The organism is Neptuniibacter sp. CAU 1671 (assembly GCF_029222905.1).
GTDB lineage: Bacteria > Pseudomonadota > Gammaproteobacteria > Pseudomonadales > Balneatricaceae > Neptuniibacter.
Window position 1 is genome coordinate 64,569 of record NZ_JARHUE010000008.1, and the last position, 20,421, is coordinate 84,989.

General features: G+C 50.2%; 22 protein-coding genes. 17 read left to right on the plus strand and 5 right to left on the minus strand.

The window, feature by feature from the left end; genetic code table 11:
- The first annotated feature begins 113 nt into the window (after positions 1-113).
- Both P2G53_RS12810 and P2G53_RS12815 read left to right on the plus strand, forming a co-directional pair.
- Complete coding sequence (locus tag P2G53_RS12810) at positions 114-620, plus strand: hypothetical protein (protein WP_275817854.1); 507 nt, start codon at positions 114-116, stop codon at positions 618-620.
- Positions 607-840: a DUF1653 domain-containing protein gene (locus tag P2G53_RS12815; protein ID WP_275817856.1), complete on the plus strand. Its 234-nt coding sequence runs from the start codon at positions 607-609 to the stop codon at positions 838-840. Before P2G53_RS12810 ends, P2G53_RS12815 begins: the two co-directional genes overlap by 14 nt.
- Here the strand turns inward: P2G53_RS12815 and P2G53_RS12820 are convergent.
- Positions 837-1,541 carry a DNA topoisomerase I gene (locus P2G53_RS12820; protein WP_275817858.1) on the minus strand — a complete coding sequence of 235 codons (705 nt, stop codon included), beginning with the start codon at positions 1,539-1,541 and terminating at the stop codon, positions 837-839. The two genes, P2G53_RS12815 and P2G53_RS12820, sit on opposite strands and share 4 nt — an antisense overlap.
- Before the next feature lie 274 nt (positions 1,542-1,815).
- On the opposite strand from P2G53_RS12820, the gene topA reads away from it, so the two are divergent.
- From topA to P2G53_RS12835, 3 genes are read left to right on the plus strand one after another with little or no spacing between them, the layout of a single operon-like run.
- Positions 1,816-4,434, plus strand: coding sequence for a type I DNA topoisomerase (gene topA, locus P2G53_RS12825; protein ID WP_275817860.1), 2,619 nt, complete (start codon positions 1,816-1,818; stop codon positions 4,432-4,434).
- A 34-nt stretch (positions 4,435-4,468) separates the two neighbouring features.
- Positions 4,469-4,993, plus strand: a complete 525-nt coding sequence (locus P2G53_RS12830; protein ID WP_275817862.1) for a DUF6586 family protein — start codon at positions 4,469-4,471, stop codon at positions 4,991-4,993.
- Positions 4,994-4,999: 6 nt separating this feature from the next.
- Positions 5,000-5,257: a hypothetical protein gene (locus P2G53_RS12835; RefSeq protein ID WP_275817864.1), complete on the plus strand. Its 258-nt coding sequence runs from the start codon at positions 5,000-5,002 to the stop codon at positions 5,255-5,257.
- A 39-nt stretch (positions 5,258-5,296) separates the two neighbouring features.
- Here the strand turns inward: P2G53_RS12835 and P2G53_RS12840 are convergent, their stop codons facing one another.
- A complete protein-coding gene (locus tag P2G53_RS12840; protein ID WP_275817866.1) occupies positions 5,297-5,761 on the minus strand; it encodes a SulA-like leucine-rich domain-containing protein in 465 nt (154 codons plus the stop codon).
- A gap of 2 nt (positions 5,762-5,763) precedes the next feature.
- A complete protein-coding gene (lexA, locus tag P2G53_RS12845; protein WP_275817867.1) occupies positions 5,764-6,366 on the minus strand; it encodes a transcriptional repressor LexA in 603 nt (200 codons plus the stop codon).
- Positions 6,367-6,505: 139 nt separating this feature from the next.
- On the opposite strand from lexA, the gene dinG reads away from it, so the two are divergent.
- From dinG to sixA, 5 genes are read left to right on the plus strand one after another with little or no spacing between them, the layout of a single operon-like run.
- Positions 6,506-8,614 (plus strand): ATP-dependent DNA helicase DinG, encoded by a 2,109-nt coding sequence (dinG, locus tag P2G53_RS12850; RefSeq protein WP_345799208.1) that lies wholly within the window; start codon positions 6,506-6,508, stop codon positions 8,612-8,614.
- A gap of 33 nt (positions 8,615-8,647) precedes the next feature.
- Complete coding sequence (gene rhlB, locus P2G53_RS12855; RefSeq protein WP_275817871.1) at positions 8,648-10,039, plus strand: ATP-dependent RNA helicase RhlB; 1,392 nt, start codon at positions 8,648-8,650, stop codon at positions 10,037-10,039.
- Complete coding sequence (locus tag P2G53_RS12860; protein WP_275817873.1) at positions 10,014-10,250, plus strand: hypothetical protein; 237 nt, start codon at positions 10,014-10,016, stop codon at positions 10,248-10,250. Before rhlB ends, P2G53_RS12860 begins: the two co-directional genes overlap by 26 nt.
- 12 nt (positions 10,251-10,262) lie before the next feature.
- Entirely contained in the window at positions 10,263-11,291 is a 1,029-nt protein-coding gene (locus P2G53_RS12865; protein WP_275817875.1) for an NAD(P)H-dependent glycerol-3-phosphate dehydrogenase, read from the plus strand.
- Complete coding sequence (gene sixA / locus P2G53_RS12870; protein ID WP_275817877.1) at positions 11,288-11,749, plus strand: phosphohistidine phosphatase SixA; 462 nt, start codon at positions 11,288-11,290, stop codon at positions 11,747-11,749. Before P2G53_RS12865 ends, sixA begins: the two co-directional genes overlap by 4 nt.
- Here the strand turns inward: sixA and P2G53_RS12875 are convergent.
- A complete protein-coding gene (locus tag P2G53_RS12875; protein WP_275817879.1) occupies positions 11,688-13,481 on the minus strand; it encodes an O-antigen ligase family protein in 1,794 nt (597 codons plus the stop codon). The two genes, sixA and P2G53_RS12875, sit on opposite strands and share 62 nt — an antisense overlap.
- Positions 13,482-13,553: 72 nt before the next feature.
- Here P2G53_RS12875 and P2G53_RS12880 point away from each other — a divergent pair, with 72 nt between their 5' ends.
- From P2G53_RS12880 to P2G53_RS12890, 3 genes are read left to right on the plus strand one after another with little or no spacing between them, the layout of a single operon-like run.
- The gene (locus P2G53_RS12880; protein WP_275817881.1) at positions 13,554-14,432 is read left to right on the plus strand and encodes an alpha/beta hydrolase; all 879 of its coding nucleotides are present in this window, start codon (positions 13,554-13,556) and stop codon (positions 14,430-14,432) included.
- A 12-nt stretch (positions 14,433-14,444) separates the two neighbouring features.
- Positions 14,445-15,296 (plus strand): DUF4892 domain-containing protein, encoded by an 852-nt coding sequence (locus tag P2G53_RS12885; RefSeq protein WP_275817883.1) that lies wholly within the window; start codon positions 14,445-14,447, stop codon positions 15,294-15,296.
- Positions 15,297-15,298: 2 nt separating this feature from the next.
- Positions 15,299-16,186 carry a patatin-like phospholipase family protein gene (locus tag P2G53_RS12890; protein ID WP_275817885.1) on the plus strand — a complete coding sequence of 296 codons (888 nt, stop codon included), beginning with the start codon at positions 15,299-15,301 and terminating at the stop codon, positions 16,184-16,186.
- 6 nt (positions 16,187-16,192) lie between these two features.
- On the opposite strand, the gene P2G53_RS12895 is transcribed toward P2G53_RS12890, so the two are convergent.
- Complete coding sequence (locus P2G53_RS12895) at positions 16,193-16,726, minus strand: Smr/MutS family protein (protein ID WP_275817887.1); 534 nt, start codon at positions 16,724-16,726, stop codon at positions 16,193-16,195.
- A 62-nt stretch (positions 16,727-16,788) separates the two neighbouring features.
- Here P2G53_RS12895 and prmB point away from each other — a divergent pair, with 62 nt between their 5' ends.
- The 4 genes from prmB to speE all read left to right on the plus strand — a co-directional run bounded on the left by prmB (position 16,789) and on the right by speE (position 20,390).
- Positions 16,789-17,703: a 50S ribosomal protein L3 N(5)-glutamine methyltransferase gene (gene prmB, locus P2G53_RS12900; protein ID WP_275817888.1), complete on the plus strand. Its 915-nt coding sequence runs from the start codon at positions 16,789-16,791 to the stop codon at positions 17,701-17,703.
- 70 nt (positions 17,704-17,773) lie between these two features.
- Positions 17,774-18,865, plus strand: a complete 1,092-nt coding sequence (gene aroC / locus P2G53_RS12905) for a chorismate synthase (protein ID WP_275817890.1) — start codon at positions 17,774-17,776, stop codon at positions 18,863-18,865.
- A gap of 195 nt (positions 18,866-19,060) precedes the next feature.
- Entirely contained in the window at positions 19,061-19,555 is a 495-nt protein-coding gene (gene speD, locus P2G53_RS12910) for an adenosylmethionine decarboxylase (protein ID WP_275817892.1), read from the plus strand.
- Complete coding sequence (speE, locus tag P2G53_RS12915) at positions 19,536-20,390, plus strand: polyamine aminopropyltransferase (RefSeq protein WP_275817894.1); 855 nt, start codon at positions 19,536-19,538, stop codon at positions 20,388-20,390. The genes speD and speE overlap by 20 nt, the downstream gene beginning before the upstream one ends.
- Positions 20,391-20,421 lie beyond the last annotated feature (31 nt).

Sequence of the window (20,421 nt, forward strand, 5' to 3'; positions counted from 1 at the left end):
GTATTGAGATTAGCATAGCCGCACTATTTGGAAGCGTTGTTGAAAGCACAGCCTGATCTGTATCAATGCTGGCTGTATAAAGACTGATTAGAGCGGGTACCCGGAGCATAAACATGAAGTGGATGATTATTATTTTGATCATGATGTCCCTGATTGGGTCGATGATGTGGGTGATGCCCACACCGCGCCAGAAATATCAGGCGAAACTCCGTTTGCAGGCTAAAAAAATTGGCTTTCGGGTGCAGCTCGAACGGGTCACACTTCCACGCGCGAAAGGCGAGATGGAACCTGAAACAACCACTGTTACGGCCTACCGATTGATTCGCAACCGCCGCGATAAAAAACTGGCTCAGGCTCATATCCCCTGGACGGTATACCGTATATCCGCAGTTGCTGATCTGGGGTTGCCGCAGGGCTGGAGCTGGGGGCTGGGTGAAAAAACCTTATCTGAGCCGCAGTTGGATATGCTGACTGAAATCATTGAAGCGATGCCAGACGATGTGCTCGCTATTGAATCGAGTCCGGTTGAAGTCGGTGTGTTCTGGTCAGAAGAGGGTGGTGAAGCGATGCTGGACCTGATCAAAACACAATTGGAGCGTTTGTTAGATGCCAATCTCTGATACTCCCAGCCTGAAAACCGGCCGCTACCGTCATTATAAAGGGGCTGAATATGAGGTCTTGGATCTGGCCCGGCACTCAGAAACTGAAGAGTGGCTGGTGGTGTACAGGCAATGCTACGGTGATTTCAGTCTCTGGGTCAGGCCGCTGTCTTTGTTTCAGGAGCCTGTTGTGAAAGAGGATGGTTCAGAACTGGAACGTTTCGCCTGGATTGGAAATTAAAGCAGACGATCAATCGAATCCGCCAGAGTGCCGCGTGATTTGGGTCGCTGGGGCTGAATGTTTGCGATCAATTTCTGCAGGCGGTCCATCGCTATGGCCTTGCTTTGACGAGGCAGCGACGCTCTGACCAGAAGTGCCTTAGCATGTTTGTAGTGTGAAAGTGCGGTCATGATTTCGCCAGCGGCTTCAAACCGGGTGCCCTGGTTGATATGAGCCTCGACCACAACGCGAATGCGCAGACTGTAAAGCTCCTGCTGGTAGCTACGGGCCAGAATGGGCGTTAACTTGCCACCCCTGGCCAGTTGTACCACCAGTTTGCCAGCAAAGTTGATATAGATTTGTGCCCGTTTTAAGGCCTTGTCGTTGGCGAATACCTCGGTATTAGGGCGGGCACTGTCGGCATTGCGCTGCAGGCGCGTTGTTGCTTCAAGCAGCTCAGATTCCGGAGCCAGCAGGCTGATTTCATCCAGTAAAGAGACGGCATGTTCGTTGAGTTTTGACACAATTTCCGGCTTACAGCCAGCTTCGCGCAAAACTGCAATCGCTTTGAACAGATGTTCAGATTGACTCTGTAGCCAGGTCAGACGTTTCTGGCGGGCGTTTTCCTGTTGCTCGCGGGTGGTGATAATGAAGTTCACCGTCAGTGCGGCCAGACCCACAATCGCAATAAGAACGACATATATCAGATTATCTTGCAGCATCAGGCCCGATTACTTTTGCAAAAGTATTGAAATTTGAACGGTTTATTGATTCTACTAGTATACGGTTGTAATCGGCGTTGTCGATTGCCAGGTGTCGATAAAACGTAAATCCAACTTGACCCCTGTATTTTGAGCACTTATATATGCAGCCATTCTGTTGGGGCGGAGCTATTAAACTGTTCAGTCTGTCCTGCGTCAATGCATGACCGATATCGGTAAGCTGTTAATGGTCATAATGAGTGAATAACTTCGCTCTGAGGAAAAGTAATCTTTCATGGGAAAATCACTCGTCATCGTCGAGTCACCGGCTAAAGCCAAGACGATAAACAAATATCTGGGTAGTAATTTTATCGTCAAATCCAGTGTGGGGCATATTCGTGACCTGCCGACCAGTGGCAGTGCTACCAAGACGGATGCCAAGGAACGGGCTCGTCAGGCTGCAATCACGCGCAAAATGACGCCGGAGCAGAAAGCTGTCCACAAGCAAAATAAAGCCCGTGAACAGTTGATCGGTCGGATGGGTATCAACCCGGAAGCAGATTGGCAGGCGCATTACGAGATATTGCCTGGCAAAGAAAAAGTTGTGGATGAACTGAAAAAGCTCGCCAAGACGGCTGATGCTATCTATCTCGCAACCGACCTTGACCGTGAAGGGGAGGCGATTGCCTGGCATTTGCGTGAGGCAATCGGTGGTGATGATAGTCGTTTTCGTCGTGTGGTTTTCAATGAGATCACCAAAAAAGCGATCACTGAGGCTTTTGATGATCCGTCATCACTGGATATGTATCGGGTCAATGCCCAGCAGGCACGACGTTTTCTGGATCGTGTTGTGGGATATATGCTCTCGCCTTTGCTTTGGGAGAAGATTGCCCGTGGCCTGTCAGCAGGCCGGGTACAATCTGTGGCTGTGAAACTGGTAGTGGAGCGTGAGCGTGAGATTCGTGCTTTCATCCCCGAAGAGTTTTGGGAAGTCCATGCCAACACACAAACAAGGTCTGAGGATGCCCTGCGCCTGCAGGTAGAACGTCTGGCCGGTGAGGCGTTTCGCCCCGTCAGTGAGGCTGAAACCCAGAAACACCTCGATCAGCTAAAGGGTCTGGAGTATCGGGTGGTCAGCCGTAAGGATCGCCCGACTTCAAGCAAACCCTCAGCACCCTTTATCACCTCTACATTGCAGCAGGCTGCAAGCACCCGGATGGGCTTTGGGGTGAAAAAAACCATGATGCTGGCGCAACGTTTGTATGAAGCCGGCTATATCACCTACATGCGTACTGACTCTACGAATCTGAGTGCAGAGGCGGTTGCAAGCTGTCGTGACTATATCGCAGAGAAATATGGCGCCCGTTATCTTCCTGAGCAGCCGAACAGCTACAGCAGCAAAGAGGGCGCACAGGAGGCACACGAGGCGATTCGTCCATCGGATGTCAGCCGTACTAGTGCTGCACTTGCGGGTATGGAGCGTGATGCTGAGCGTCTGTACGACCTGATTCGCAATCAGTTCCTGGCCTGCCAGATGACGCCAGCACAGTATTTGAGCACCCGAATCACTGTGCAGGCAGGCGAATTTGAGCTGGCCACCAAAGGCCGCATTCTCAAGTTTGATGGTTATACCCGTGTCATGCAGTCCAAAGGTAAGGGCGACGAGGATATCATTCTGCCGGACGTGAAAGACGGTGAAGTACTGGATCTTAAAGGTCTGGAGCCTAAACAGCATTTCACCAAACCGGCACCGCGTTACACTGAAGCCAGTCTGGTCAAAGAGCTTGAAAAACGTGGTATTGGTCGTCCATCAACCTATGCGGCGATCATTTCTACCATTCAGGACCGTGGTTATGTTGAGGTTCAGAACCGCCGTTTTTATGCCCAGAAAATGGGTGAAATTGTTACCGAGCGGCTGAACGAAAACTTTAATGACCTGATGGACTACAGCTTTACAGCGCGTATGGAAGAGCGTCTGGATGACATCGCGACTGGCAAAGCGGACTGGAAGGATTTGTTGACCCGTTTTTACCGCAACTTCAGTAAAACACTGGAAGATGCACAGGCCGGTACGCATGAGATGCGACCTAATCAGCCGACTGAAACCAATATTGATTGTCCGGATTGTGGCAGACCCATGATGATCCGTACGGCCAGCACCGGGGTATTTCTGGGCTGTTCGGGGTATAGCCTGCCGCCAAAGGAACGCTGTAAGTGTACGATTAACCTGATTCCGGGAGATGAGATTGTCAGTGCGGATGGGGATGATGAAGAGGAATCCCGCATTTTGCGCAACAAGCACCGCTGCAAATTGTGCAGCAGTGCGATGGACTCTTATCTGGTAGATAAACATCGTAAGTTGCACGTCTGCGGTAATAACCCGGATTGTAGTGGTTTTGAGGTCGAGCAGGGCGAATATCGCATCAAGGGATATGATGGACCGACCATTGAATGCGATAAGTGTGGTGCAGAGATGCAGCTCAAAACCGGCCGTTTTGGTAAGTTCTTTGGCTGTACGGGCGAAGGTTGCAAAAATACCCGCAAACTGCTGAAAAACGGCGAACCTGCGCCACCAAAAATGGATCCAGTGCCAATGCCTGAACTGAAGTGCGAAAAGGTGGACGACACCTATGTGCTGCGTGACGGTGCATCCGGTCTGTTCCTGGCAGCCAGTCAGTTTCCGCGTAACCGCGAGACTCGGCCACCACTGGTTGCGGAGTTGTTACCGCACAAAGCAGAAATTGATCCGAAGTATAGCTATATGTTCAAGGCACCTGTTAAAGACGATGAGGGCAACCCAACCGTCATTCGCTTTAGCCGCAAGACCAAAGAGCAGTACATCATGACAGAGGTCAATGGTAAGGCAACGGGTTGGAAGGCATTCTACCGGGGTGGAAAGTGGGTCGTTGAGTAAGCCACTTTACGGTTGCCAATAAATCAGGTGGAACATGAGCGGAATATATTTAGCCAGAACAAATCAGAAACTTAACTTCAGCCGGATTCATCTGGAGTGCCTTAAGTCTGCGCAGACTGACTCAAGTTGGAACAAACATGCCAAAATTGAGTCATTCAATGAGTCTGTACTGTTTCATCTGGCAGCCACCTATGATGCTTTCCTGCGGGAAATTGCAGAATACTATCGTGTTGATACCGAGCAACTGAGCGGCTATCGTTCGTTGGCGGCCAATATTGAAGCGATCGGTGTTGAAGGGCCTGAGCTAAAACGCCTGAGTATGCTGGAAGCAGATGCTGACAACTGGTTGCACAAACTTTTGTCCGCTTATGAGGCTTGCTGGCATGGTGCTGACAATCTGCAGCCAAAAGCTACAGCCAGCAGTGTTTCTGAAATACATGTGGTGCAAATTAATCCGGATCATGCGGAAGATGCGCAACTGATCGAAGAGTATGAACAATGGTTTTCTGAACTGTCAGGATTGATTGCCAGTCTCAGAGAATCAATGCAGGAGTGGTGAACGATTGTGACAGACAAGCAACCTGAGATGGTGTTGGAGATCGTTGAGCTTGAGAATGGCGAACTTGCCATTCGTAGTGCTGAGCTGGATGCTGAACCGATGATCAAAATCGAATTTTCAGAAACCCTCAGAGACCAGCTCGAAGAACAATACCTGGATGTTGCTCGGGTGATGTTAACGGCGGGTATTCAGTTGGCTGTTGAAAACGGCGTCAACCTCAAATCCAGACCTGCAAATGACGAAATGCTGCATATTTTGCATTAAGAGCTTAAGAGGCAGTTTGGCTGCCTCTTGTTCTTCTCGTTAGCAATAACGGATTACAATCGCATGGCTCTGGCCCAATCTGGCCGCGTCTTTCAGTTCAGCCATCTCTTTTGCATCAAAGCCATTTTCAGTTGATATAACCAGATGACTGGTGCCTGTCTGTAGTGCACGACAGGCCAGATTATGGGTGCTGTGGTGGATGTCGGCATTCAGCAGCATAACCTTGTTCAGATCGATATCAGCCTGTTGCAGCATGGGTTTTGCCAAACCAGCGGGCGGCGTCAGCCAGAGCAGCCAGCGCTGGTCAAAGCTCAGCTGGGTCAATAATGGCAGCAGCATGGCCAGTGTCTGAGGCTCTTTGTCCGGTACGACAATTTCAGTGACTTTACCGGCTAACGCATGATTGACTGCGAATTTGCCTGTGACTTTTGTATACGGTTTTGATTTTACCGGCAGAGTAACGATGTGCTCAGAACGTGTAATACGCGGCTGTACTGCTAACATGATCAATTACCTCGTCTAATAACACCCACGCCTAATCCTTCAATGGTCAGGTCGTGTTCTGTCAGATCAACAACAATAGGCTCATAGGCTTCATTTTCAGCGATGAGATACACTGTATGACCCTCTTTTTTAAGGCGTTTTACCGTGACCTCCTCTTCAATTCGGGCAACAACGATCTGGCCATCCCGGGCCTCCCGACATTGATGTACTGCTAGCAGGTCTCCATCCATGATGCCGACATCCTTCATGCTGTCGCCTTTAACCTTGAGCAGGTAATCAGCACGGGGATAGAAGAAGTCAGCGGAGATAGTGCAGTGATCTTCAATATGTTGCTGTGCCAGAATCGGGGAGCCAGCAGCCACCTGTCCGATCACTGGCAGACCCAGATCAGGTTCCAGATCCGGAAGTCTAATGCCGCGGGACGTGCCGGGAATAATCTCAATTGCACCCTTTCTGGCCAGGGCTTTCAGGTGTTCCTCAGCTGCGTTGGCGGATTTAAAACCCAGATCACGGGCAATATCGGCACGGGTAGGGGGGTAACCCGTCTCTTCAATATGCTGGCGGATCACTTCGAGTACTTCTGTCTGTCGTTTAGTCAGTTTCATCGTCTTTAATCTGTCTTTTTATACAGTACTTGTATTTTTATACAGTAATTTTGGCTTTGTAAAGTGATATGTGTATTTTTATCCAGTATTTTTACCATCTCTGTTACTATAAGGCTCAAATTGATGGATGAGGTCAGGCGTGGATCAGGCGCTTAAAACAACGATTCAGGGTGCGTACAGCCGTTTTCTTGAAACCCGTGCTTTAAAAGCGCGGTATGGTCAGAAGCTGATGATTGCTGAAATTGCCCGTTGTTTTGCTGCACTCTCTACCAAAACGGATACTGAGTCTGATCAGCATATCTGTTTGGTTGAAGCGGGAACCGGTACCGGTAAAACCATGGCTTATCTGCTGGCGACTGTGCCGGTAGCGTTAGAGCAACAAAAAAAAGTCGTCGTAGCGACAGCAACCGTTGCTCTGCAGGAACAGCTACTGCTTAAAGATCTGCCCATGTTAATTGCAGATGCCGGAATAGAGCTGACCTATACCCTTGCCAAGGGCCGGGGTCGGTATTTCTGTATCAGTAATGCAGAATTACTGGTGAGTCAGCAGGTTGAGTTAGGCCAAATTGCACTGTATGAAGATGAGGCTGCTCGAAAGCTTGATCAGACTGATCTTGAGCGCGCTAAATCACTGCTCAGTCTTTTCGCCTCAGGTGAGTGGGATGGTGACCGCGATGCGTTGCCTGAGACACTTCCTGATGGACTCTGGTCTTCCCTGACCAGCGATCATGTGCGCTGTACCAACCGTCGCTGCAAACACTTCTCCATCTGCCCATTTTTCCAGTCACGTCAGCAGATGGATAAAGTCGATCTGATTGTTGCGAACCATGATCTTGTGCTGGCTGATCTGGCGTTGGGCGGGGGCATGATTCTGCCCGCACCTGAAGACACACTCTACATCTTTGACGAAGGGCATCATCTGGCGGCCAAGGCGCGAGGTCACTTTTCGTTTCAGATGTCGGTCAAGGCGAGCCGCAGATGGCTCTCCAGATTGTCCAGAACATTCAATAAATTACTGAATGAATCTGATAACCATGCGCTGTTGTCCGAAAAAATTGCCCGTTTAACATCCCCTCTGTCTGATATGGAGCAGGTGTTAATTGAACTGGAACAGCAATTACAGGACCTGCTGGCGGATAAGGCAGCCAAGGATCAGAAATATCGTTTTGCCGGTGGTCGGATCCCGGAAGCCCTGCAAATGACGTTTGAGCAGTTCTTTGTCATTTGCCAACGGGCACTTCAGCTGTTTGAACAGATTACGGATCTGCTGAAGCAGGCGATGGATGGAGAAGTTGCTGATCTTTCTCAGGCACTGGGTGAGGCATGGTATCCACAGCTGGGAGCCATGTCTTTCAGACTGCAAGGCCTGTATGGCCTTGCCAATTCTTATGCAAAAACTGATGCAGGATCACGCGCACCCACTGCGCGATGGTTGGCTCTGACTGAAAACAGTGAGGGTTTTGATATCAGTTGCCACAGCAGCCCGGTTTCTGCCGCAGAAACACTCAGACAAAATCTGTGGCAGGCGTGTCATGGCGCTGTGGTTACTTCTGCGACCCTTACGGCTTTGGGGACCTTTGACCGGATAAAAGAGGATCTGGGCATTCAGGCCAGCGCAGCTTCACTGCAGGTAGCCAGCCCGTTTGATTTCAGTAACGCTGCAGAACTGCATGTGCCAGCTATGCGTTCTGACCCTGGGCAGTCTGATGCCCATACGCAGGAAGTCGCAGAGATTATCATTCGGCATCTACCGGAGGCTCAAGCAACGCTGGTTTTGTTTAGCTCATGGTCACAGATGCGTTATGTGCTTGAACAGATCCCGGATAACATGAACAATAGCGTTCTTGTTCAGGGGCATCTGGCGAAACATGAGATTTTGCGCCTGCACCGGGAACGGATAGATCAGGGTGAAGCCAGTATTATTTTTGGTCAGGCCTCATTTGCTGAAGGTGTTGATCTGCCGGGTGACTATCTGACACATGTGATTATCACTAAACTGCCTTTCAGCGTTCCTGATGACCCTGTGGATGCCACGCTGACAGAATGGATGGCCAGCCATGGGCTCAATCCGTTTGAGCATTGGGTCGTACCCATGGCGTCAATGCGTCTGACCCAGGCAACCGGACGGTTGCTGAGAACTGAACATGACAGGGGGCGTATTACCTTGCTCGACAGACGGTTTGTAACGCGCCGTTATGGTCGTTTATTACAGGCATCACTGCCTCCCTACCGATTGATTACTGCTTAGGACAATGAATTGAGCGAAGCTAACGAGCCAGAGATGGATAATAAGACAACTACAAAAACCTCAACTGGACGTCGTGCAGGGCGATCTCAGCGCAAGAGCTCACATGCTCCTGCCAATTGGAGTTTGGAAGATTTTCAGGTGCCAGCTGTTGAAGACAAGCTGCGCTTTCATGATTTTCATCTGCCGGATGTGGTGATGCATGCGATTGCCGATCTTGGCTTTGAATATGCGTCTCCCATTCAGGCGGCAACCATTCCTGCAGCCCTGGCTGGTAAGGATATTATCGGCAAGGCGCAAACCGGTACGGGTAAAACTGCGGCCTTCCTGCTGGGTATCATTACTGACCTTATCGACTACCCTTTGCCTGAACGTAACCGGCTGGGTGAGCCTCGTGCGCTGATTGTTGCACCGACCCGTGAACTGGCGTTACAGATTGCTTCCGATGCTGTTGATCTGTCCAAATATACCGATCTGCATATTGTCAGTCTGGTTGGCGGTATGGATTACGACAAACAGCGTCAGCAGCTGAAACAGCAGCCGGTTGATATCCTGGTTGTCACACCGGGTCGTTTGATCGATTTCATTAACCGAAAAGATGTCGATCTCTGGAATGTCGAGGTGCTGGTGCTGGATGAAGCTGACCGCATGTTGAGCATGGGATTTATCCCGGATGTGCGGACGATTATTCGGAACACTCCGCGTAAAGGCAGTGACCGTCAGACCCTGCTTTACAGTGCTACCTTTACGGACGATATCCTGAATTTGGCAGCGCAGTGGACATTTGAAGCGGTAAAAATCGAGATTGAGTCAGAACGTAAAACCACAGATAACGTTGCTCAGCAGGTGTATCTGGTTTCAAGTTCGGAGAAATATAACCTGTTGCGCAATTACATGGACAAAGACCATGCAGAAAAGGTCATTGTCTTTTGTAACCGCCGAGATCAAGCCCGTAAGCTGGCCGAGCGACTCACTCGTGATGGTATCAAAGCCGCGCTCATGTCAGGTGAAATTCCCCAGCAGAAACGTGTGCGCACCTTGGAAGATTTCCGCAGCGGCAGAATCCAGGTATTGGTGGCAACCGATGTGGCGGGTCGTGGTATTCATATTGAGGGCGTTACCCACGTTATCAATTATCAGCTGCCTGAAGATGCTGATGACTATGTACACCGCATTGGCCGAACCGGGCGGGCTGGCGCAACAGGTACGTCTATCTGTTTTGCCTGTGAAGATGACTCGTTCCTGATCCCGGAAATTGAAGCTGAAACCGGCGTGAAGCTGGATTGTATCCACCCTGATCCGGCCCTGTTGAAGCCGATTCAACAGGTGGCTGATAAATCGGCGCCAGAACCTGTTCCTGCAGATACTTCTAGTGAGCAGGTATCAGAGGTCAGTGAGCAAAATGACTCAGAACAACGACCGGCATAATCTTCAGCGCATCAGTCGCTGGGTTGCATTGGTATTCAGTGCGCTGATCGCTGCCCTGGGGGTTGCCGGATATCAACGTACCGGTGACCTGATTCAACTTGCAGTATTTTTAGGTATCTCGTTATTGGGGTACTTTGTCGTGTTATTGTTGTTTTATGGTATCGGTCGTTTGTTGGACAGTCTGGATGACAGTCAGGACAGTAGCAGGTGAAACGGGCAAGTCATGTCAGAACCATTGAAAATTGCAGTATTGGGTGGTGGTAGTTTTGGTACGGTGTTGGCCAATATAGCAGCGGAGAACGGCCATGCTGTAAAACTCTGGTTGCGTGATGCTGAACGTGCAGCCGATGTGAACAAGACTCATGAAAACAGTCGGTATCTTCCGGGTTACAGCCTGTCAGACACACTGATTGCATCAGCCGATTTGCAAGATGTTTTACAAGCCGCTGATCTGGTGTTTGTCTCGATACCAAGTTCCTCCTTTCGAGCGGTTGTAAGACAGGCTGCGCCGTACCTGAATCCCAATCAGATGATAGTGAGCACCACCAAGGGCATTGAAGCAGAATCATTCAGTCTGATGAGTCAGATTTTGCGTGAAGAACTCCCGCATGCCCGAATTGGTGTTTTGAGTGGACCTAATCTGGCGAAAGAGATTGCCGGACGTCAGCTAACAGCCACGGTCATTGCCAGTGATGATGCAGAACTGCGTAACCGTGTACAGCAAGTGCTGCATCGCAATTACTTCAGGGTCTATGCCAGCAGTGACACCTATGGTGTGGAATTGGGTGGCACCCTGAAAAATATTTATGCGATTGCAGCGGGATTGAGTGCTGCTTTGGGTATGGGTGAAAATACCAAAAGCATGTTGATGACCCGCAGCCTTGCAGAAATGAGCCGCTTTGCTGTCTGTATGGGGGCCAACCCCATGACCTTTATCGGTTTAGCGGGTGTGGGGGATCTGATCGTCACCTGCATGTCCCCGCTGAGTCGAAACTATCGCGTCGGCTTTGCGTTAGGGCAGGGTAAGTCTCTTGACGAGGCTGTTTCTGTGCTTGGTCAGGTGGCTGAAGGCGTCAACACTATCAAGCAGGTCAAAGAAAAAGCGGCTGCCATGGATGTGTATATGCCATTGGTGTCTGCACTCTATGATGTGGTTTTTGAGCATGCACCGATCGCTGATGTGGTTAAGATGCTGATGACCAATGAGCAGAGTACGGATGTAGAATTTGTCTTACCGCGGGAAAATCCGTGAACTTTTATCTGATGCGGCATGGGCAGGCTGAAGCCTATGCCGCTTCGGATGCTGATCGTTGCCTGACCTCTTCGGGTAAGCATGAACTGGAGAGGTTTCTTAAGGAGTTAAGTCCAGTTCTGCAAGATGTGGATCTGATCCTGCATAGTCCATATCAAAGAGCTTTCGAAACAGCGTTAATTGTATCTTCTGTTCTGGGTGTGGATTCTGTTCAGGCCCTGCCTCATTGGACACCAGAGGCTTCACCATCGCTGGCCCTGGCCTCACTTGAATCCTCCCAGAATAAAACACCACTGGTTGTAACGCATCTGCCACTGGTAGGGTATGTCACTGCCCTGTGTTGTCAGGGCAGCGAACAATATCCATTACCTTTTACCTGCGGTGAAATTGTCAAGATCACTGCTGACTGGCCGGCGGCAGGGCTGGGACAGTTGCTGCAGAACTGGCGGCCGGTTTAGGTTTCAGAAAGCGCGCCTGTAACCCCTGCAGAGATCTATTACTGTCATACATAGACATCGCTTCGCGCATCACATCATCTCTTTTTTCAAGTTGATTTAGCGCGCCATATGCCACCGCTAGATCCATATACACGGGCACTTGAGGCGACATTTTAAGGTGATGTTGTGCCCAGCCAATGTATTCCAGTGCACCGCGGCCATCATTTGCGTCAAATCCCTTATACATATTCTGTTTCAGGGTGAGATAGGTGGCATAGTCCCGGAAATAGGGGTTAAACAGTGCTGATTCCAGATGCTGTTGAGGGCGTTTCTGATCCCTCAGATAAGTGATAAGGCCGGTATAGGAATACAGCGCGTGTACCAGGAAGGCATTAACGATCACCGCTGTCGCGATAACTACAGCCGGTAGGGTTTTTTGCGCTGCTAAGGACAGGCCATCAGTAGAACGACTGCGTTTGTTGTGTTGATTGATAACAAACAGCAAAAACAGCAACACCAACCAGTGTGTGTTACTGATATAAAATGGCAGCTCTACCTGACTGTGTAAGACGATTGGAATTAAAAGAGCCGCATAGCCGGTACCGCGTTGCCAGCCTGCCTGATATAGCTGATAAAAAGTGGCAATGGCTGCGATCAGAATGCCCGCAATGGAGAGTAGCCCTCCCTCCACCAGCCAGAGAAGTAATTCGTTATGTGGATGGGTAAATCGGGGTTGAGTGCCCAGACTGAGTATGCCCGCATCCTGATACTCAGCGCGTTTATCCTGAAAAACTTTCTGGAAACTGCCAACGCCATGGCCCAGCAGCGGTTTTTCCAGCACCAGATCGAGCGATATTTTATACACTTTCCAGCGCACATCGCTTTCCATACCGCCCATAGCCTGATCAAACTTATTCAGGGTTTTAGTCAGGCCGGAGCTGCCCAAAACAGCACCTGATGTACAGCAGATAATTATCAGTCCCAGCATCACTTTGTGATTGAGCAATAACCGCCAGCGCCCAAGCAGCAGGATAACCAGTCCCAGTACCGCACCTAAAAGACCTACACGTGAACCGCTGTAAGCGATAATAAAACAGCTGATAAAACCGGTCAGACATAAGGAAAGTTTGACTACCCAGTGCATCCCGGACAGTGTTGGACGACTGATCAGGTAGAAAAGCAGCACCAGTGTTGTCGCCATCAGCGATGCTTGCAGGTTAATTTGCTGAAAAATGCCAAAAGGTGTTTTTGAACCGCTGAGGGGCATATAGGGTGCCATCTCGATTTTGGGTGCAAGCTGTAGCAAACCATAAAAGCCAGAGATAAGTCCTGTCATCAGCAGCAGATACAAGCTGCGCTCAATCTGGCGTGGCGTAAGGCGAAACTGATAAAAGCTGATCAACAACAGGTAACTGCCCACCAGCACCATAATACGCATGGCCCATTCAGTGGGGTTTGTGTTTTCAGTCATAAAGCCACTGACCAGAGCCCCGAGGGGCAGCATACTTAGCGCCAGCCAGTGTGCAGGCAAAATAAGCTGGTCAGTTCTGAGCATGATGAAAAAACCGGCGGCGATGATCCAGCTGGCGACTATCCAGAGGGTATTGTTAAAGGGAAGGTATAAACCCTCGCCACCGAGATTGGGCTGGTAGTAAAAAGGTGCCACCAGAAACAACAGGCCAAATAGAAGGAAGAACAGCTTTTGTGGCGCCTGGAGTGACGGGTCCTTTTCCAGCTTAAGGTGGAGTTTCATCTATGCGATCCCTGAGATAATGGTTAGTATCGGCCTATGTTACCTTAATTGGTCAGGCTTGGGTGGAACGGTGTGTTGGATATCGATTGTTTGAATAACGCGCGTGAAATCAGTGTCTTGGCTAATGGTTATCAATTTGCTGCCATCGAATATGGCCCTTCAGATGGACCCGCAGTGCTTGCGTTACATGGCTGGCTGGATAATGCCGCCAGTTTTAACTGGGTAGCTGACGCGCTGCCTCAGGTTCGTTTGATTGCCATTGATTTGGCAGGGCATGGCCTGTCACAGCATCGCCCTGAAGGGATCAGTTATCAGATTTGGGATTATGCAGTTGATGTGCTCGCATTTGCTGATGCGATGAACTTGCAGCGGTTCAGCTTACTAGGACATTCCATGGGCGCGAGTGTCGCACTGATCATGGCAGGCCTGGCACCTGATAAAGTTCAGGCTGTGGGCTTTTTGGAGGGACTGGCCCCGATGATCTATCCTGAATCTCAACTCCCAAAGCTGATGGCTGAGGCAATTATTAAACGAAACAAATTGGCCCATCGTCCGGTCAAAATCTTCACTGAACCCGAAGAAGCAGTCCAGATCAGAATGTCAGGCCGCTGGCCCGTTACTCGTGAGATGGCTCTGGCATTGGTCCGGCGTGGCCTGAAAAACACAGGGCAGGGGTGGGTCTGGTCACATGATCAGGCACTGCTGCAACCGTCACTTGTGCGGTTTTCTAAAGCACAGGTCACGGCCTTTGTTGAAGCGCTTGCCGCGCCTGGATTTATTCTTGTAGCCACTGATTTTGCGCGACAGACATTGGTTGATCCCTGGCGCTCAAACCTGCGTACAGTAACGATAACCCAGGTAGAAGGTGGTCATCATTTTCACATGACACCAGAAGGGGCTAAGGCAGTGGCTGCTGCGGTTGATAAGAACTGGCCCAAGTTAAACGGATAATAAGGACTCTGCATGCGTTTAGGTAAGTTTATATGCCCACTGCTATGGGTGCTGTCATTACCAGCAGGTGCTGAGCCCTATGGCGCGGCTGATTATCCTGAGATCAAACGATTTCCTAATTCAGAGATTGTGCAGTATGCCAGCAAATATGAGCCGGATTACCGGTTTATTCTTGGTGGACTTGAGAAAGTAAACGGGGTGGTAAGACCGGAAAAAGAGGAGCGGATTAAGGGACAGCTAACCCGGATTACCTACCGTATTCCTGATAATCATTTAGCCGCTGAAGCCTTTGCCTTTTATCTTGATCAGATCAAGACTCTGGGTGCTGAGGTTTTGTTTCAATGCCAGGGTCGAGCTTGTGGTAGCAGTAATCAGTGGGCTAACGATATCTTCGGATACTTCCGGCTTTACGGACCTGATGCTGAACAATCATTTGCAGCGGCTAAGGCCGGTGAACGTTACATCAGTCTGTATAGCATTACCCGCGGCAATAAACGGGTCTATACCCATCTTGAAGTTGTTGAAGCACCCGGCGCAGCTCCCACGGTCTCTCAGTCATGGTCGGATAGTGCTTTTAAACTCGCGTCTGATGCTGATCTCAAAGAGCTTGCAACGCGTGTTATCCAGTCCGGTGACCAGGTATGGCTGGTTACCTACGCGTTCGAAGGTGATTCTAAAGCCGCACAGATTGAGTCTGCCCGAGCACAGCTTAGCGTTGTCCGTGATCAGTTGATTACACTGGGTGTCGCGGCTGAAAAAATCCGCCTCTATCCTCTGGGTGGCTTCCTGTTACCCGGTATGAGCAAACCATCGACTGAAATTTTTGCCTACACTGATGCCTATAAGGGGTCAGGAAACGACTGAGTATGACAACTGTATCACTGGTACTTGGCAGCGGAGGCGCCAGGGGGTATGCCCATATAGGTGCTATCGAAGAGATTCAGCGGCGTGGCTATGAGATTGTTGCAATCTCTGGCAGTTCGATGGGGGCTTTGGTAGGGGGCATGTACGCGGCAGGTAAACTGTCTGAATATCGCGATTGGGTGTCGTCTCTTAACTGGATGCAGGTACTGCGGTTATTAGACTTCACCCTGAGTCGTGGGGCTATCAGGGGAGACCGGCTGTTCGTAAAACTGGCTGAAATTCTCGAGTCTTCCCCCCGCATTGAAGAGCTGTCCATACCCTTTACCGCGGTGGTGACGGATATCACCCGACAAAAAGAGGTGTGGTTTCAGCGTGGTTCCTTGCTCGAGGCGCTACGCGCTTCAGTGGCGATTCCGGGTCTGTTTACGCCCGTTGAACGTGACGGACGTTTGCTGGTAGATGGCGGGGTGTTAAACCCTTTGCCGATTATTCCGGTGGTGGCTGCCCAGGCGGATCTGATTATTGCGGTGGACCTTAATATCCCGGAAGGCTGCTACAGTAGTCTGCAATGGCCTGATACCCGTTTTCTGGAACGCTCAGGTGTCAGTGATGATTGGAGTATTCCCGACACCGCAGAGTCTGGAAATGGGAAAAAACTGACGTTCACCAAAGAAGCCGGTGGGCGGTTGGATATTTTACTGAACTCGGTTGAGGTGATGCAGGCCAGCCTGTCTGAATACAAAATAGCAGGTTACCCACCGGATCTTGTGATCAGGGTTCCGAAAAAAATTTGCAGCTTTTATGAGTTTCACCGGGCACGAGAAGTCATCGAATTCGGGCGGTTGGCAACCCGTCAACACCTTCAGGAACTGGAGCGCAGTGTTGGTTAAGCCAGATCAGCGTTTCAGCAGGATATAAAGTGCACCGCTGCCGCCATCAGCGGGCACAGCAGAACAGAACGCCAGTACTCCCGGTAAGCGACGCAGCCACTCATTGACATAGGATTTTATTAACGCTTCTCCGCTATGTGCTTTGCCATGTACCAGCAATAAGCAGCGGAGCTTCTGCTGGCGCGCATCCCGAATAAACAGACTGACCTGATCTCTGGCCTGTTCGACGGTATAACCATGCAGATCCAAACCCTGATCCCAGGGAATATGCCCTTGCTTCAGACGTTGCAGCAGTCGGTGTTGCACACCCGGAACGGCAAATAACAGTTGTTCTTCAGAACCCACACGCTTTGCATCGGCATCTGAGAGGCCATCAACAATTAACTCTTCTTGCCGAACAGCAGCGCTGCGACGGTAGTGTTTACTGGTGGTATCAGGCTTGTTGCACACATCAAGATCAGCCCGATCATGCTGATGAGGCGTCACGTCCTGCAGTGCATCCTGAAAGCTGATGTCGTCGTCTGAAGTATCTGAATTCATGGTATTAACAGGGGGTTTTATTTACTATAGCGGGCCTGTTTTCTGATTATCGGTTGCCCGGAATGCGTGATCAAGCTCATATTATCTCCTGTCTGAATACTCTGCGTGACTACGTGCGTTATGCAATGAGTGAGTTTGCCCGTCATGAGGTGTTTCTTGGGCATGGCACAGACAATAACTGGGATGAAGCGGTACAGCTTGTTCTGGCGGCAGTCGATCTGGCCTGGGACGTTAATCCGGCGGTACTGGATGCAGCACTTCTGCCGGATGAAAAAAAACAAATTCTGAGTTTTATCGAACAACGGGTTGATGCGCGAAAACCTTTGCCCTACATCACCCGTCAGGCCTGGTTTTGTGAGCTGCCGTTTTATGTCGATGAGCGAGTTTTGATTCCTCGCTCACCGATAGGCGAACTTATTCAACAGCAATTTTCACCCTGGCTGAGAGAGGACTCTGTGACCCGGGTGCTTGATCTGTGCACCGGCAGCGGCTGTATCGGTATCGCTTGCGCCTATGCGTTTCCGGATTCTGAAGTGGATCTGGTGGATATCTCACCGGATGCGCTTGAGGTTGCCGGCATCAATATTGAAAAACACCAGATGGTAGATCGGGTATTCGCCATCGAATCAGACCTGTTTGCTGAGCTCAAAGGTCGCAAATATGAGTTGATTGTCAGTAATCCGCCTTACGTAGATGCGGCAGACCTGGCAAGTATGCCTGATGAGTTTCAGCATGAGCCCGAACTCGCGCTTGGCTCAGGTCCAGATGGTCTGGACATTACCCGGAAGATTCTGCGCCAGGCTTGTGATTACCTGACAGAAGATGGCCTGCTGGTGGTTGAAGTGGGCAATAGTGAAGTTCATCTGATGCAGCAGTATCCTGAACTTCCGGTGATCTGGCTGGAATTTGAACAGGGTGGTAATGGGGTATTTGCCATCAGTGCCGCCGATCTGGTTCAGTATAAAGACCTGATCTGATTTTAATTGCAGCTGTCGTTTTTGTTATACTCGGCACCCTATTTGATCTTGTAGCTACGGAAGTGATCCCATGTCTGGAAATAGTTTTGGCAAACTGTTCACAGTGACCACCTTTGGCGAAAGCCACGGCAAGGCGCTGGGTTGTATTGTGGACGGCTGTCCTCCGGGGATTGAACTTTGCGAGGCTGACTTGCAGCTCGATCTTGATCGACGCAAGCCGGGTACATCCCGTCACACCACGCAGCGTCGTGAAGCTGATGAGGTGGAGATTCTGTCAGGGGTGTTTGAAGGTAAAACCACCGGTACGCCGATTGGCCTGCTAATTAAAAATACTGATCAGCGTTCCAAGGATTACAGCAATATCGCTGAAACGTTTCGTCCGGCGCATGCGGACTATGTTTACAGTCACAAATATGGTTTCAGGGATTACCGGGGTGGTGGACGCTCCTCTGCCCGTGAAACCGCCATGCGTGTAGCGGCTGGATCGATTGCGAAGAAGTTCCTGGCCACTAAAGGCGTTGCTATAAGAGGCTACTTATCACAGCTGGGGCCACTGAAGATCGATACCAATCAGTTTGATTGGGATCAGGTTGATCAAAATCCGTTTTTCTGCCCGGATGCCTCCCTGGTTGCGCCGCTTGAAGCCTATATGGATTCGCTGCGCAAAGAGGGTAATTCCATTGGTGCAAAAATCTCCGTTGTCGCAACAGGCGTTCCTGTTGGTCTGGGTGAACCTATTTTTGACCGTTTGGACGCTGATCTGGCGCATGCACTGATGAGCATTAATGCCGTCAAAGGGGTCGAGATTGGCGATGGTTTTGCGGTGGTGGAACAGAAAGGCACCGAGCACCGCGATGAGATGACACCGGAAGGTTTCCTGTCCAATCATGCCGGCGGTATTTTAGGTGGCATCTCTTCCGGTCAGGATATCGTGGCACACATTGCACTTAAACCTACTTCCAGTCTTCGTTTACCAGGTAGAAGCATTAATGCCAGAGGGGAGGCGATTGAGGTCGTGACTCAGGGTCGCCATGATCCTTGCGTGGGCATTCGTGCCACCCCCATTGCTGAAGCAATGCTGGCCATTGTGCTGATGGATCATTTCCTCCGTCACAGAGGACAAAACGCAGATGTGCAGTGCAGCATTCCGGTCATAACCTAAGTGCCTGTCACTAGACGATTAAAATGAAATTCTGATGAAAACTAAGTATTTTTTTACAGAATTTACTTTAGTTTTTGCTTGTTTGATTGTATAAATGCGCCACAATTAATCGGGTGCTCGACATCACTGTCGGGCACTTTTTTATTCTCACATAACCTGCTCCATTCGCGGGGCATTAAGGGGGAGTCAACGTCGATGCAAGAGGCACTTACCGCTGTGCACGAGGTGGAAGAACATGAGTCTTCAAGCAGTGTAGCTTGGCCAGGTTTTTATCAGGGTGAAGACGACGATCGTCTGGACTACTTCATCGAACGCGATGGCGTTCGTTTTGCAGGTACCCACCTGATTATTGACCTCAAAGGTGCGACCAATCTGGATAATCTTGAAGTGATGGAAAAAGCACTTCGTGATTCAGTGACGGAAGCCGGCGCTACACTGCTGCATATCCATCTGCACCACTTTACCCCAAATGGTGGTATTTCCGGCGTAGCTGTATTGGCTGAGTCACACATCAGTGTGCACACCTGGCCAGAACGTAGCTTCGCAGCTTTTGATGTTTTTATGTGCGGTGATGCAAAACCGGCGCGCGCTGTTCCTGTGCTGGAGAAAGCATTTAAACCGACTGAAGTAAAAGTAGACGAAATCCTACGAGGTAAGGTGAACATCGACGATGACAACTACCTACAGTGAAACACTGCACCAGGGTTACGGCCAGCGCTTTGATGTAGAAGAGGTTCTGTTTGAACAGCAGACCGATTCCTGGCATCTGGTTATTTTTCGTAACCCGATTTACGGAACGGTGATGGCGCTGGATGGCATCATCCAGACCACTGAACGAGACGAGTTTGTCTACCACGAAATGCTGACCCATGTGCCTTTGCTGGCACATGGCAATGCCAAACGCGTACTGATTATCGGTGGCGGTGATGGTGGTATTCTGCGTGAAGTTTGCCGTCATGAGTCCGTAGAGCATGTCACTCAGGTTGAGATTGATCAGTCTGTAATTGAAATGTGTAAGACATACCTGCCGAATCACTCGGCAGGTGCTTTCGATGATCCGCGTACCAATATCGTTATCGCTGACGGTATGGAATATGTTCATCAAACTGATGATAAGTTTGATGTGATCATCTCTGACTGTACCGATCCGGTAGGTCCGGGCGAAGTGCTCTTCAGTAGCCGTTTTTACGAAGGTTGTAAAAATCTGCTGACTGAAGGTGGCGTGTTTGTGGCGCAGAACGGTGTGCCTTTCCTGCAACAGGATGAGGTGATCACTACGCGTCGTCGCCTGAGTCCATACTTCGCTGATCAGAGTTTCTACACGGCTGCTGTGCCGACCTATATCGGTGGCGTCATGGCATTGGCCTGGGGCAGTGATAATCCGGCATTACGCCAGTTAGATCTGGCGACACTGACGGCCCGTTATCAGGCCAGCGGCATCAAAACCCGCTACTACAATCCACAGGTACACCAGGGCTGTTTTGCTCTGCCTCAGTATCTGTTGGATGCATTAGAGACTGCCTGAGCGTAATATCTGAAAGAGCCGGTGTAAGCCG

What these genes read in the sequence shown, in the direction of transcription:
- lexA (WP_275817867.1), bottom strand. Translation starts at nt 6,366, where the DNA reads ATGAAACTGACTAAACGACAGACAGAAGTACTCGAAGTGATCCGCCAG.
- P2G53_RS12810 (WP_275817854.1), top strand. Translation starts at nt 114, where the DNA reads ATGAAGTGGATGATTATTATTTTGATCATGATGTCCCTGATTGGGTCG.
- P2G53_RS12830 (WP_275817862.1), top strand. Translation starts at nt 4,469, where the DNA reads ATGAGCGGAATATATTTAGCCAGAACAAATCAGAAACTTAACTTCAGC.
- P2G53_RS12815 (WP_275817856.1), top strand. Translation starts at nt 607, where the DNA reads ATGCCAATCTCTGATACTCCCAGCCTGAAAACCGGCCGCTACCGTCAT.
- prmB (WP_275817888.1), top strand. Translation starts at nt 16,789, where the DNA reads ATGCGTGATCAAGCTCATATTATCTCCTGTCTGAATACTCTGCGTGAC.
- speE (WP_275817894.1), top strand. Translation starts at nt 19,536, where the DNA reads ATGACAACTACCTACAGTGAAACACTGCACCAGGGTTACGGCCAGCGC.
- P2G53_RS12860 (WP_275817873.1), top strand. Translation starts at nt 10,014, where the DNA reads ATGACTCAGAACAACGACCGGCATAATCTTCAGCGCATCAGTCGCTGG.
- rhlB (WP_275817871.1), top strand. Translation starts at nt 8,648, where the DNA reads ATGGATAATAAGACAACTACAAAAACCTCAACTGGACGTCGTGCAGGG.
- P2G53_RS12865 (WP_275817875.1), top strand. Translation starts at nt 10,263, where the DNA reads ATGTCAGAACCATTGAAAATTGCAGTATTGGGTGGTGGTAGTTTTGGT.
- aroC (WP_275817890.1), top strand. Translation starts at nt 17,774, where the DNA reads ATGTCTGGAAATAGTTTTGGCAAACTGTTCACAGTGACCACCTTTGGC.
- P2G53_RS12875 (WP_275817879.1), bottom strand. Translation starts at nt 13,481, where the DNA reads ATGAAACTCCACCTTAAGCTGGAAAAGGACCCGTCACTCCAGGCGCCA.
- P2G53_RS12840 (WP_275817866.1), bottom strand. Translation starts at nt 5,761, where the DNA reads ATGTTAGCAGTACAGCCGCGTATTACACGTTCTGAGCACATCGTTACT.
- P2G53_RS12890 (WP_275817885.1), top strand. Translation starts at nt 15,299, where the DNA reads ATGACAACTGTATCACTGGTACTTGGCAGCGGAGGCGCCAGGGGGTAT.
- topA (WP_275817860.1), top strand. Translation starts at nt 1,816, where the DNA reads ATGGGAAAATCACTCGTCATCGTCGAGTCACCGGCTAAAGCCAAGACG.
- P2G53_RS12895 (WP_275817887.1), bottom strand. Translation starts at nt 16,726, where the DNA reads ATGAATTCAGATACTTCAGACGACGACATCAGCTTTCAGGATGCACTG.
- speD (WP_275817892.1), top strand. Translation starts at nt 19,061, where the DNA reads ATGCAAGAGGCACTTACCGCTGTGCACGAGGTGGAAGAACATGAGTCT.
- P2G53_RS12885 (WP_275817883.1), top strand. Translation starts at nt 14,445, where the DNA reads ATGCGTTTAGGTAAGTTTATATGCCCACTGCTATGGGTGCTGTCATTA.
- P2G53_RS12820 (WP_275817858.1), bottom strand. Translation starts at nt 1,541, where the DNA reads ATGCTGCAAGATAATCTGATATATGTCGTTCTTATTGCGATTGTGGGT.